Annotated in this window: 10 protein-coding genes; 2 read left to right on the forward strand and 8 right to left on the reverse strand. The window is 29.9% G+C overall.

Annotation, left to right across the window (positions count from 1 at the left end; genetic code table 11):
- Position 1 precedes the first annotated feature (1 nt).
- Positions 2-1,186 (reverse strand): membrane protein, encoded by a 1,185-nt coding sequence (locus tag Q326_RS0115330; protein WP_026896151.1) that lies wholly within the window; start codon positions 1,184-1,186, stop codon positions 2-4.
- Positions 1,187-1,395: 209 nt separating this feature from the next.
- Positions 1,396-2,805, reverse strand: coding sequence for a sigma-54 interaction domain-containing protein (locus tag Q326_RS17665; RefSeq protein WP_051531550.1), 1,410 nt, complete (start codon positions 2,803-2,805; stop codon positions 1,396-1,398).
- 230 nt (positions 2,806-3,035) lie between these two features.
- On the opposite strand from Q326_RS17665, the gene Q326_RS0115340 reads away from it, so the two are divergent.
- Positions 3,036-4,286, forward strand: a complete 1,251-nt coding sequence (locus Q326_RS0115340) for an HlyC/CorC family transporter (protein WP_026896152.1) — start codon at positions 3,036-3,038, stop codon at positions 4,284-4,286.
- Here Q326_RS0115340 and zupT read toward each other — a convergent pair.
- Positions 4,279-5,091, reverse strand: a complete 813-nt coding sequence (gene zupT, locus Q326_RS0115345; RefSeq protein ID WP_026896153.1) for a zinc transporter ZupT — start codon at positions 5,089-5,091, stop codon at positions 4,279-4,281. The genes Q326_RS0115340 and zupT overlap by 8 nt on opposite strands.
- Positions 5,092-5,278: 187 nt before the next feature.
- On the opposite strand from zupT, the gene Q326_RS18080 reads away from it, so the two are divergent.
- Complete coding sequence (locus Q326_RS18080) at positions 5,279-7,879, forward strand: EAL domain-containing protein (protein ID WP_051531552.1); 2,601 nt, start codon at positions 5,279-5,281, stop codon at positions 7,877-7,879.
- Between the two features lie 55 nt (positions 7,880-7,934).
- Here Q326_RS18080 and Q326_RS0115355 read toward each other — a convergent pair whose 3' ends face one another.
- From Q326_RS0115355 to Q326_RS0115375, 5 genes are all read right to left on the reverse strand, one after another.
- The gene (locus tag Q326_RS0115355; protein WP_026896154.1) at positions 7,935-10,145 is read right to left on the reverse strand and encodes a DUF3160 domain-containing protein; all 2,211 of its coding nucleotides are present in this window, start codon (positions 10,143-10,145) and stop codon (positions 7,935-7,937) included.
- 30 nt (positions 10,146-10,175) lie between these two features.
- Positions 10,176-10,988, reverse strand: coding sequence for a hypothetical protein (locus tag Q326_RS17675; protein WP_051531554.1), 813 nt, complete (start codon positions 10,986-10,988; stop codon positions 10,176-10,178).
- Entirely contained in the window at positions 10,985-11,716 is a 732-nt protein-coding gene (cas6, locus tag Q326_RS0115365; RefSeq protein ID WP_026896155.1) for a CRISPR-associated endoribonuclease Cas6, read from the reverse strand. Before cas6 ends, Q326_RS17675 begins: the two co-directional genes overlap by 4 nt.
- 128 nt (positions 11,717-11,844) lie before the next feature.
- Positions 11,845-12,858, reverse strand: coding sequence for a nucleoid-associated protein (locus Q326_RS0115370; RefSeq protein WP_026896156.1), 1,014 nt, complete (start codon positions 12,856-12,858; stop codon positions 11,845-11,847).
- Between the two features lie 38 nt (positions 12,859-12,896).
- Entirely contained in the window at positions 12,897-13,406 is a 510-nt protein-coding gene (locus Q326_RS0115375; protein WP_026896157.1) for an LURP-one-related/scramblase family protein, read from the reverse strand.
- Between the last annotated feature and the right edge of the window lie 421 nt (positions 13,407-13,827).

Below are 13,827 nucleotides of genomic sequence, written 5' to 3' on the forward strand. Positions count from 1 at the left end.
CTTATAGCATCTTGACAAATATACCTGCAATAACTACAGATACAATAGTTACTGAAGTAAATCCACCTACAAGCATCTTAGGCAACATCTGATCCATAAGGTACTCTCTCTCTTCATCAGTCTCTGCTAATGCCTTTGAGGCCTCTTCCGTCAACACATAGTTTGGTGGAAATCCATATAGTGCTGTAAGGGCTGTTGCAAATGCCATTTCCTTAGAATATCCCATCTTTTTACCTGCCAACATAGAGAATATTGCCATCCCTGTAACCCCTAGAATGATTATTCCCAATAGGGGTAATACTATCTCTGCCAGCATACTTGGAGTAGCCTTAGCTAATTGGGCAAATATATACGCCATCAATGATGTCATTAACCATCCAAAGGAGCCTGATAAATTTAGTGGCTTCCTTTCTAAAAATCCTATTTCAGATGCTATAACTCCAAATATAAGACAGACAACATATTTAGAAACAACCTCATTGGTTACAGAAGCAAATGACACTGCTGCCCATGCCACTAATCCCAATTTAGCTAAATACATATATATAGTTTGATATTTTTGTGGAAGGGGAGGAAAGATTTTAAATTTACTTTTAGTCTCCACTACCTCCTCAGATTTAGATTGAGTAACAGTTTGAGCATTTCCACTTCTAAATATCTTCAAAAGCCTCTTTCCTTCTTTTTTTAGACAATATGCGGTCAATGGATATCCTGCAAAACCTTGCATAACATACATTACTATTGCCAATACTCCAAGGTCCTCTAGTCCCTTAGCTGCAGCTGCATCAGACATCATTATTGCAGCTACTATACCACCACTCAATGGTGGCGTTGCAGCAACCACTGTCTCCCAACCAAATAATAGTCTTCCGATGGTCAATGTAGTAATACATAATCCAATAATTCCAATCAATGATATGGATATAGTCTTCCATTGACCTAGCAATTCACTAATGCTCATCATAGTTCCCATATGAGTGATAAGTAGATACATAGCTAATAATGCCATGGGCATTCCCAGACTAGATATATCCACTAAATCCTTAGGAAATATAGTCCAAAATCCCAATAAAAATAGTACTGCGGAAACAAATACTGATGGTATAAATGCCTTTGTCTTGGCAGATATCACATCTCCCACTGCCAATACAACTAAAATAATACAAAACGCCATAATAATACTCATTCAATTCCCTCCTTGAATTGTTGGAATTTGTTAAATTTTTAAAAAATTATTGTAATTACTGTTATATAACAAGCAATATATGTGCCAACATTACAGAAAAACCTTAGACATTAGTATATAAGCCATCTCTGTCTAAGGTTTTCATATAATTAATATTTCATAATAAAAAAAGTGATGAATTTCTTCATCACTTCAGATGAATTTTTTCATCACTTTCTATTTTTTATCTTTTTCAATTTTTTAACTACAGTTGACTGATCAATTCCCAATACTTGAGCAATCTTTCTTGTAGTCTTATATTCTTCTAAAGCCTTTAATAATAATTGAGTCTCCACTTGAGTAGTAGCTTCTTTGAGAGGCATAATATTTTTAACTTCTATATCATATTTTTCATTGAAATTACCCAATGTATTGTACACATAAGAACCTTGTATACAATCTTTGTCACAGGTGATTAATAATCGCTCTATAGTGTTCTCTAACTCTCTAATATTACCTGGCCAATCATAACTATTTAATACATCATATGCCTCTGATGTAAGTCTTTTATTCATGCAGTGTTTTTTATTATACTTTTCAACAAAAAAATATGTCAATAGAGGAATATCCTTTTTTCTATCTCTTAATGGAGGTATTTTAACTGGAAGTACATTTAATCTATAATACAAATCCTCTCTAAAATTACCTTCATAGACCATATTTTTTAAATCCTTATTTGTAGCAGCCAATATCCTTACATCTACTTTTATTGGACTAGAACCTCCAACTCTATATATTTCTTGATGCTCTAAGGCATGAAGCAATTTAACTTGTAAATGTATTGGAACCTCTCCTATCTCATCTAAAAATATGGTCCCATGATTTGCTATTTCAAAAAATCCCTTTTTGCCTAATTTACTGGCCCCAGTAAATGCCCCTTCATCATATCCAAATAGTTCTGATTCCATAAGATTCTCAGGTATTGCTCCACAATTTATATGTACAAATGGTTTATCTCTCCTTTTACTTATATTGTGTATGGTCTTAGCTATAAGGGTCTTTCCAACGCCAGTTTCTCCTTGTAATAGCACTGTTGCATTTACATTGGCAACTTGATTAACTAAAGTCATCACTCGTTTCATTTCCAATGTTTCTCCATATACTAACTTATTTTCTATCTCTTGTTTCTTTTGAAATTCTCTTCTATACCATTCTATTTGTTCTTCCGTTTCTTTCAGCCTATTCTTAATCTTTTCTATCTCTGTTACATCTTTTGCAACATTGATTATCCTCTTAAGTTTTCCTTTTTCATTAAACATGGGGATACCTATAACCATAAATCTTCTACCTGTTGCAGTAGTTTGCAATGCTGTTTCTTTTTTGCTAGTTTTCATAACCATAGCAGTCATGGACTCATCTATTAATCCAATCTTTTCAACATCTATGGCACTACTTCCTATTATTTTATCTTCTGAAACTCCAAAGTTTTTTTCTGTCCCTTTGCTTACCTTCAAAAAAACTCCTTTTTCATCTGCTATACTTATATGATCATAGGTTATATCAAAAATTAATTTAAATTCATCATAAGCTTCTTTATAAAATTCCAATTTTTGCAATATTCTATCTTCTTGAAATTCCATTCACATTCCACCCTCTAGCATTAATAATCTTAATTATTAACTTATAGTAAAACTAATAATATTGCAAGGACAATCTAGATTTATTCCTTATATATTATATATATTTTCTTAAAATTTTCTTTAGAAGTAATTTAGTCATATCTAATCATTGTATTAGCAATTAGATTGAAGGGCACACTATTTAATAAAATATAAATGCCTAATCCACATCCTCTAGGAGCGTGATATATTTGGAATACAATACTATATGGAAATTTTTATTGCTCATTATATTGCTATTCTTTTCTGGCTTCTTTTCTGCTTCAGAAACTGCCCTTATGTCATTAAGTAAGATTAGAATACGACATATGGCTGAAAAAAAGATAAAAAAAGCTGAACTTGTAAATAAATTGATTCAAAATCCCAATAGATTATTGGGTGCCATATTAGTTGGAAACAATATAGTAAATATAGGGGCCTCAGCATTGGCTACATCTCTAGCCATAGACTATTTTGGAAACTCTGGAGTAGGTATTGCCACAGGTATAATGACTATATTAGTACTCATCTTTGGAGAAATAACGCCTAAATCATTGGCAACCCAGCACTCAGAAAAGGTCTCACTCAAGGTGGCCAGTATTATATCTAATATAACAATAATATTGAATCCACTGGTTACCATATTAATCCGCATAACTAATATCATCATAAATATCTTTGGTGGCAAAACTGAAAAAAAGCAACCCTTCATTACTGAAGAAGAACTCAAAACTATAGTTACTGTTAGTCATGAAGAAGGTGTCCTAGAAGGTGAAGAGAAAAAAATGATATATAATGTCTTTGAATTTGGTGATTCACAAGCAAAGGATGTCATGACTCCTAGGACAGATATGATTACTTTAGATATAAATTCTACTTATGAAGAGATACTATTTGTTTTTAAAGAAGAACAATTTTCTAGAATACCTATATACGAAGATAGTTACGACAATATAGTAGGTATTCTATATATAAAAGATTTGATATTTTTTCAAACTAAACAAGAAAAGTTTAATATAAAAAAATATATGAGAACTCCATACTTTACATACGAATTTAAAAGTACGGCAGAACTATTTTATGATATGCGTAATAATCGTATCCCCATAGCCATAGTATTAGATGAATATGGGGGTACTGCTGGTATAGTCACCATAGAGGATTTAGTTGAAGAAATTGTAGGGGATATAGCCGATGAATATGACAAATACGAAAAGGAGATAGAGGTAATAAAAGATAATGAATATATTGTAGATGGTAGTACTAGGATTGACATGGTAAATGAAATGCTGGGATTAGATATAGAATCCGAAGATTTCGACTCCATAGGCGGATTTGTCATAGGTATCATAGGTAAAATCCCCAAACCAGGTGAACAGGTCAATTACAATAATATAAAATTTATTATAGAAAGTATTGAAAAAAACCGCATAGAGAAATTAAAGATTATAATATCTATATAAACAACAATAAGCTAACCGCCATCACAATCATCCCTCCTATTAGACCATATATAGATAGATGATGCTCTCCATATTTTTCTGATGCAGGCAATAATTCATCTAAAGATATATATACCATTATTCCTGCTACCATAGCAAATAGTATACCAAAGGTTAAATCGTTAAAAAGTCTAGATAACAATACATAACCTAATATAGCTCCTGCAGGTTCCGATAGCCCTGATATAAAAGAATAATAAAACGCCTTTCTTTTATTTCCAGTAGCATAATATATAGGCACCGATACAGCTATACCTTCAGGTATATTATGTATAGCTATGGCTACAGCTATAGGTAACCCTAGACTTGGATCTTTGAGTGCCGCTGTAAATGTAGCTAATCCTTCAGGAAAGTTATGTATGCCTATAGCCAATGCTGACATCATCCCCATACGCATTAAGCTCTGTTTCTTTACATCCTCATTTTCTTCATCTGTTATTTCTTCTACAGAACGCATAGAATGAGGATTTTCAAAACTAGGTACTAGTTTATCAATAATAGCGATTAAAAACATACCACCAAAAAAGCCCCCTGCAGTAGCCCAAGAGCCTGACTTGATTCCCATCTCTGCCACTAAAGATTCCTTCGCCTTTAACAATATTTCTGCAAAGGAAACATAAATCATAACTCCAGCAGAAAAACCTAACGATACAGATAAAAACTTAGTATTAGTTTTTTTAGCAAAAAATGCCAATGCACTACCTATCCCTGTAGCTAAACCAGCAAATAGTGTGAGGCCAAACGCAAATAAAATATTTTGTTCCATATAGTGTCTCCTTTCTTGTCAATATAATATTTTATACCCCTTTTTATATCAATTTCACAAAAACATAAAATTTTATAATATTTAGTATATATTTTGTTGAAAAATGTAGAAAAATGTAAAATTTTCTTGTATAATTTTTATATAGGCATACATATTCGATGTCAGTACTTTGATAGGAGGATACAATATGAGGATTGCATATAGCATAGCATTATATATTATTCCACCAATTATACTATTTTTTTCATCTTTTTCTTATGCCCAAAGATCTACTATAAAGTTACAATTAGATGAAAATTATCCTCCTTTTTCTTTAAAATATAATAATTATATATATGGATTTGATAAAGATTTAATGAATCTAATATTTAATAATAAAGATTATATTTTAAAGTATTCTTCTGGCTCTTGGAAGGATTTATTGACAAATGTAAAAAAAGACAATATACATATAACAAGCTTGATTGCTAAAAATAAAGAGAGGGAAAAATTCCTTTTCTTTACTAAACCAGTGTTACAGTCATATACAGGAGTATATTCTATTAAAAATTTTATTGACGTCTCATTAGAAAATTTGAGTCAGTATAAAATAGGTGTAGTAGATAGTTATTATGAAGAAGGCATACTGAGAGATATATTGAATATAGATGACTACATAACCTACGAAAATCCCAATGACCTCATACATGGACTTATGTCTCAAGAGGTAGATATAGTGTTTTCAAACCAAGATGTAATGGATTATTATATAATTCAAAAAAACTTAAAATCTATAATTATCCCTAGAATAACTAATAGATTTCCAGTGGACTTTTGTTATGGCATTAATAAGTCACATCCCGAATTAGTAAAATATATAAACAATCGCATTGAAGAATTGAAAAAAAATGGTATCTATGAGGAATTATATATTAAATATTTTTATGATCATTCTCAAGACTATATGAGAAAAAAACAATATAAGACTTATTTTATAATTTCTATTTCTTTTATTCTTCTAATCATAATATTTATTTTTACAAGATTATATATAAAATACCTTAGACAAAAGATAACAAAAGAAAAGTCACTATCTCAAAATATTATAGATAATTCCAATATCTTTATAGTTCTATGGAAGATAGATGGCAGTATCATCTCTATAAACAAATTTACTGAAAGAACTATAGGATATAGTGAAGAATACATAAGATTTAAGAAATGGGATCAATTTGTAGACTTTTCCAGTACAAATGTGGATAAAAATTTCATAATAGAAAAAGTAAATTCTGGTATTAATTTAGAGAATATTATAGCCCCCATAATATCTAAAGACAATAAAAAAATAGATGTTTCATGGAATATATGTATATTACCTCATATGGATAATGAAAAGATCTTTGGTATATCCATGGGTATCGATATATCTCAAAGGTTAAAAACAGAAAATCAACTTACTAATACAATAGAAGAATACAAACAGGCACAGAAAAAAATAAAGTATATGGCATATTATGATAGCTTGACACAACTACCAAATAAAATAAATTTTAAATCTATGCTGACAAACTACATTAGCAACGCAATTAAAGATAATACAAAAATAGCAATACTATTTCTTGATTTAGATAATTTTAAAGCAGTAAATGATACCTTTGGCCATTCCACTGGAGATACATTGATAAAAAAAGTAGCCTATAGACTTAAGTCCATATCTACTGGTCAAGTTTCAGTGGCAAGGATGGGAGGAGATGAATTTATATTATCTATTACTAATATATACTCCCGTAGAGAAATAATAGATACATTAGAAGAAATAATAAACTTATTTAATACTCCATTTAATATAAATAATCGCAACCTCTATATAAGTGCTAGCATAGGTATTTCCATATATCCTGATAATGGTGTTACAGAACAATCTTTATTTAGAAATGCTGATGTAGCAATGTATAAGGCTAAAAAACAAGGAAAAAATAAGTATCACTTCTTTACCAATGCCCTATATGAAGATACTCTAAAGAGTTTAGAATATGAACAAGATTTGAGAATGGCATTATCTAGAAAAGAATTGGAATTACACTATCAACCAATTATAGATATATCAAAACATAAAATAATCTCTGTAGAAGGATTGTTACGATGGAGACATCAGTCTAAAGGAATGATATCACCAATGGATTTCATTCCCATAGCTGAAGAAACTGGACTTATTATTCCTATAGGTGAATGGGTAATAGAATCTGCATGTTCTCAATTGGTAAAATGGAGAAAACAAGGTATAAAAAATATAAAGATGTCTATTAATTTATCTCCATATCAAATCCAATATAGTAATCTAAGCAATACTATAAAAGATATATTGGATAAAACATCTTGTCCTGCTGAACATTTACAACTTGAAATAACCGAATCAATGGCAATAGTAGACTTAGATAAAACTATATATTTCTTAAGAGAAATGAAGGCTTTAGGAGTAAAGATAGCCCTTGATGACTTTGGTACAGGCTATTCTGGTCTAAATTATCTTGCTAAATTACCCATAGATACTGTGAAAATAGATAAAGAATTCATAAAAGAAATACCTAATAATTGTCATTGTAGTTCTTTATTAAATGCCATAATAGAATTATCTCATCAATTGGGAAAAGATGTTATTGCTGAAGGTGTAGAAAATAAAATACAACTTGATTTATTAAATTCCTATAAATGTGATATGGTTCAAGGATATTATTTTAGCAAACCACTATCATCTTTAAAAACTTTTGAATTTATGAAAGGCTTTGATATAGATACTGGAAAAGAATAGACTATTCTTTTCCAGTATCTATTTTTAGAAATTTATCATTTTCTTAACTTATATTCTAACATCCTGTCTCATAAGGATCTTTAGGTATAGGCATATCTTTTTTTATACCCTTAATAAAGCTATCCATCCATTTAGGCTGTTCAGGCACTCTATTCTCCTTAATCACATTTTGCCATTCTTCATCGGTCAGTCTACCTTGTGACTTATTCATATTTACAAATTCGTAATAGCTAAATACAGCACCTCTAGTAATATACAGTTTACCATCTATTGGTACAACTACAAATATCTCACTAGCTGGACCTACTCCCACTTGAAAATATCCCCCTGCACTATATTGATTTGGACCTATAGTGTGTATATCGGATATAATCGCCATATTTTTATCGGTATCAGAGGTTATCTCAAACCATCTCATGCCATCACCAGCAAAAGAACTTGTAAGATATTCCAATAATCCCCCATAAGTAAGTAAGTCATAATATTCTTGATCCGTTAATTCTTCATTATTAAGTTGCTTTACCGAACAATCTATCAAGAACTGTAATAACTCTTCAAATTTCTGTAATTTATCTTCCAAGCTTCCAGTCAAAAGGTTTCTATTTTTAAGATTTAATTTAGAATATTTAGTCAACCAAAGTAATCTCTCATATACTTCTATATTTGGCTCTACATATCCCTTTATTTGTGGAGGCTCTTCACCACCTCCACATTCAGCACCACTCTGCTTACCATATAATACTGTATCATGTTTTAGTTCTGACCAACTAGCCAATGCCGTATTTAATGATTTATCTTCCCATACACTATTAGTCATAAAAGATGGATACCCGTCATCAAAAGTCCTAAGAAGCCCTTTTAATGTCCAAAGCCACCCATAATACATATTAGACCTGTATTTATCATCACTTATATTAGTAAACTTATTATTCATTTTATTAAATGCATCTACATATCCATCCCATTTTTCATTTTCTTTATTTACATCTATTTGAATATCATATGCCCTTTGAGACCCTAACACTGCCATAACATCAAGCCCTGATGGTATAGGTCTTTTTATAGGTTCTACCATTTCCTGTATGATTTCTGCATCAGGAACATATCTCTGTCCCATAAATCTAAATTGTTTTCCTACAGGCATATTTACCTGAGTATACTTAGCCTTTATTTTAGGCTCTGGTAATTTTTCTGCTTCTTCATATATTTTGTTTAATCTCTCTTTATCACTAAACTCACTTATATCGGGATTTTTTCCATATACATCTAAAATTAAATCTCTATAGTGATATAAGTTCAAATCATCCCCAGTTCCTACATAAAACCCTGTGGGTTCATATATATTTTCCCACAGCTGAATATCTATATCACCAGAGTCCTCATTGTTTAAAAACACAGTATAAGTTATAAGTAATGCCTGCAAAGTTTCCTCCATTGCCCTCTTTTCTTTTCCATTTTCATCTAATATGTGAAGTGGAAAACCTACTTGTCCATACCACATCATAGCCTTGAAATATCTCTTTAAGTCGTCATTCCTAGTATAATGTCCTCTAGGTTTATACTGACTATAGTCCAATTGATATGGTAGTATATTGGATTTACTAAAACCCTTGTTTTCATCAATAAGTCCATACTCCTTTATAGCCATTTCTTTAGCACTTTGAGGTATATTTTCAGGTAACTCTTTATCAAGACATAATTGTGCTACAGAGAAAAAAGATATATTTTTTAACAATGTACTTTTTATTTGATCATTTTTTGCATTATCATATAAATAAATAGATTTTTCAATCATATTGTTTGTAAGTTTTTCTAAAATACCTATGAGTTTTTCATTTTCCAATGTTCTAAGTGAATAATCATAAAATACATGATATACTTGAAGCACAGAATCAGTAGTTACAAAGGAGGGTATCTTCATATATTCATTGTTTTCATATATATAAAACAATTGTTCCTCCTTGGTTGGCATGACTACAAAACCATTTTCTATAATACTGTTCTTCTGTTCTTGAGTAAAGTCACCAAACTGTTCTAAATTCTCAATATTGGATAAGTCCTTCTTTATCTCATATGGTGATACCTTCGCCTCATACTCCACAGGCTTAAATGGGATATTTACAGATTTGTCATCCCTTTGATAATCAAAATTTATGTCCTCCGATGTAGCTATATTATCATTTCTAGTACAACCTATAGATACTAATAAAATAGTACTTATGTAAATACAACACAATAATAATGCTAGTTTTTTCCTCCTAAACATTTAATCTCCCCCACTAAATAATAGTTTTTATTATAATATTTCTGTTATAAATTTGTTGTCTTTATACTTTAAAATTATCCAATGTTTTCCATTAATCTCTTTTATATAGGCCTTTATATTATTGCCATCTTTTTCTATAGCAAATATATCATCAAAGGGTTCACTTTCTAACATTCCCTCAAACCCAAATCCTTCCCATCTATATGTATTTATAACCCTCTGCCCATCTTTAAGCATCTCAATAGATACCAATTCATCTCTACCATCATCATTTATATCTACAAATATATAATCATCAAAGGGTTTAGATAATCTGGACCCTCTCCATTTGGGAAATAATATATTATCCTTCCAATTATATATATATGGTCTTTTGTCCATAATTGGATGAAATTTTGTCTCTTTATATACACCTATGGATATCTCTATATTTTTATCTCCATCTATATCTGCCATTTGAATCTTCCATGGATTAAAATTAGTAAAATCTCTATTATAGATCTCCATTAAACCATCATTGAATGTATATATCTTTATCCTCTGTCCATAAATCTCCTCTTCTTTACCAGTAATCAATAATATCTCATCAGTAAAGTCTCCATCTATATCTCCAATATCAATACTCTTTATGTAATTATAATTTCCATCTATATTATATTCTTCTAACAAAATATTTCCATGGGAATATATCTTCATGCCATTATCTTCTATATACACACTATGCTCCTTACCCTGTATAGACATCGTATACTGTTCATATCTATCAATATCACCTTCATAAAATTGAACAAATATAAACAATAATAATATAAATAATATGTATTTATAATTCTTATTTTTCATAATACAGTAATGCATCCAAATCCTTGGGAATTCTTTGCACCTATTCCACAGGATAGTGCTATCTTGATAAGGGTTTTATCTCCTTCTATCTTTAGCAGTCCATTCCATCCATTTATTATTAACCCCTTATATTTTGTAATCCTTTTTCTCATCTTCTTTTCATCCAATGGATATATATTGAATCTATCTTTATAATCATTATATCCTATTGCCTCTGCTTTCTTTATAAGATTTCTCTTTATTTGTTTAGAAAAGAGGGTATCATTGGGACTATAATATATAGTTTTCTTACTGCCCTCTATGTTTACAGTAGAATAAGTCACTACAGGTGACAACGTTTTTACTACAATTGATTCATTCTCTATATTGTCATTGTCTATTTCAACACCCTTTAGTTTTATCTTTTGTCCCTTTAATCTCAAATCATTAGATTTTAGGCAACTATTTATAAAATCATTGGTAAAATCATCTACAATGCTGCCGATAACTAAAGAAACCTCATTTTTAAAGGTTATAGTCTTATCTTGTTTATTGAAATCATATCTACCCATAAGGTCACTAAATGTAAACAATTTAAATGTCCTTTTTTCATATTCAAATCCCTTCTCATGTAAAAATTCTCTAAATGAATCATCTGATATATTTTTATATATAAATCCTTGTACAATATTATTGTAATGTATAGGTAATTTCAGATTATCACATTGAAATAACAATTTAGCCTGCATATATACACTCCCTTTTATATCTAAGATTTCAACCCCAATTATACCATATTTTGTTATAATTTTGTCTCTATATTTAAAAAGACAAGGACTAAAAATATATAGTCCTTGTCTTTTATCACATATATGTATTATTTATTGATTACTTTTCCCACATTTTTTATTAAAATTGATATGGTCCCATCTATATTATTTATAAATTCCACCTTGTCATCATCTCCATAATACTCAGTTGGTAGGTTTATTTCGATTCCTGTGTCTGTCTTTATCTTTTGATTTCTAAACTTCTTTTCCTCCCTTTCAGTCTCCACAGGGATTACTTCCTCACTAACTCCTGTTTTTTTAACTTGTTCCACATATTCTGTCTTTAATTCTGGATTCTTTTCAAATACATGATGTGCTATCTTTTCAACATTAATCCCGCTATCTTCATCAATACTTTGAGCTACAACCTTCTTAATCTCACCTTGTTTCAAATAGTCTTCGCCAAAATATTTTTTTGTGAATTTATCAGTTGCCTTAGTAAATAATTTTACCTTTTCACTGGAAGACACTTCAGTTGAACATTTCAAAAACAGATCGGAAAAATAGAACATCTTTTCTCCATCTATTTCATATTTCTTTTCCAATAATTTTAACGTAAAATCTTCTAAGTTAATAATGGCACACTCTTCAACCCTTTGACTTTCTGAAGGTAAAGTGGTCTTTTGCTTAATAATTGAATTAACCCTTCCATCTCCACTATTTTCTATATTATGTATATATGAATGTTTATAATTGAATTTTAAAATACCCAGGTGTAATACATTGTCCAATTTAAATAATAGGCATACTATATCAGCCGATGGAATGTTGACATGTTTTTTCATTATGTCAAATAATCTGGAAGCAATTAATGCCGTTGTAGAAGTGAATTTATCCCAATTATTGGACATTTCTTCACATAACTCTTTTATTGGATTCTCTTCACCTACAAACTCAGCATTCTTTAATTTACTATCTCTTAGAATTTTTTCTATATGTTTTCCAATAAACTCTATTATATCAGCCTCTAGTTCTTGCTCTTTATCAGATAATACTGGCATTTCTATAGTATTGTCAAGAATATGTACTATTAAGCTTTTGACATTAAAATCTATAGACATTGTTTCATCCTCCTCATATAGCTATTAAATAAAAATCATTAATTATGGATTGAATTATCCATAGCTATGACCATTGCTAAAAATAATTCATCATTATCATCTTCAAAAATATTAATCTCATACTTATCTGTAATATCAAAAGTAGTCTTTTTTACTTTGGCTACTTCTAATTCCCTATTGGATATAGTAAACCTTCTACCCATAACATCTCCATTGATTACATAATCCCCTGTATCAGTATTAATAAGAAACTTTGGTTTAAATGCCTTCATCTGTCGCTTTATTGATGCTATATTCTTCCCACCACAAAACACATCATATCTTTCCATTAAAAAACCTGTTCTCTTATTTATAATAGCAAACTCAATCCCATCTAAATTCTTTATATATATCTTATGTCCAAATGAAAATACACTACCACATAAATTATCTAAAAATGCCATTAATCCATTGGCTAAAACCTCTAAACAAGGTTTATTATTACTATCATATATATGATATTTTTCATTTGCGGCCATAAGCTTTTGCTGAACAAAATATGTTTTCATACAAATTTTAAACTCCCCTTCTGTATTTAGATATCTAGTAAAAAGCACCATGTATTATCTTGATATATATCCTTACTTTCTCTATAATAACATTCTGTTTCAATTATATTAAGTATTATTACAGATTTCAAATTTTATTCTTTTATATTGAACTAAATAGCTTTAAATAATAAAATCTATCCTTTTGGATAGATTTTATATTTGAACTCAGAAAAACTGTAAATAAAAGCCACATCAATATCTTAATTCTCCATTCAGCATAGTATATGTAAAGTAATAACAAACCACAAGAATAAAAATCCGAATCAGGATAGTAAGAAGTTTCAATTCCTCATAGGTAAAGTAGTAACATCAACAAGGCAAAGAACCTTATCCAGAGTTTTATGAGTTTCAATTCCTCATAGGTAAAGTAATAACTTTG

Origin of the sequence: Clostridiisalibacter paucivorans DSM 22131, assembly GCF_000620125.1 — a bacterium.
Lineage (GTDB): Bacteria > Bacillota > Clostridia > Tissierellales > Clostridiisalibacteraceae > Clostridiisalibacter > Clostridiisalibacter paucivorans.

Excerpts from the sequence above, each read along its gene's own strand:
- Q326_RS0115330 (WP_026896151.1), bottom strand. The coding sequence starts at position 1,186 with ATGAGTATTATTATGGCGTTTTGTATTATTTTAGTTGTATTGGCAGTG.
- zupT (WP_026896153.1), bottom strand. The coding sequence starts at position 5,091 with ATGGAACAAAATATTTTATTTGCGTTTGGCCTCACACTATTTGCTGGT.
- Q326_RS0115370 (WP_026896156.1), bottom strand. The coding sequence starts at position 12,858 with ATGTCTATAGATTTTAATGTCAAAAGCTTAATAGTACATATTCTTGAC.
- cas6 (WP_026896155.1), bottom strand. The coding sequence starts at position 11,716 with ATGCAGGCTAAATTGTTATTTCAATGTGATAATCTGAAATTACCTATA.
- Q326_RS17665 (WP_051531550.1), bottom strand. The coding sequence starts at position 2,805 with ATGGAATTTCAAGAAGATAGAATATTGCAAAAATTGGAATTTTATAAA.
- Q326_RS18080 (WP_051531552.1), top strand. The coding sequence starts at position 5,279 with ATGAGGATTGCATATAGCATAGCATTATATATTATTCCACCAATTATA.
- Q326_RS0115375 (WP_026896157.1), bottom strand. The coding sequence starts at position 13,406 with ATGAAAACATATTTTGTTCAGCAAAAGCTTATGGCCGCAAATGAAAAA.
- Q326_RS17675 (WP_051531554.1), bottom strand. The coding sequence starts at position 10,988 with ATGAAAAATAAGAATTATAAATACATATTATTTATATTATTATTGTTT.
- Q326_RS0115355 (WP_026896154.1), bottom strand. The coding sequence starts at position 10,145 with ATGTTTAGGAGGAAAAAACTAGCATTATTATTGTGTTGTATTTACATA.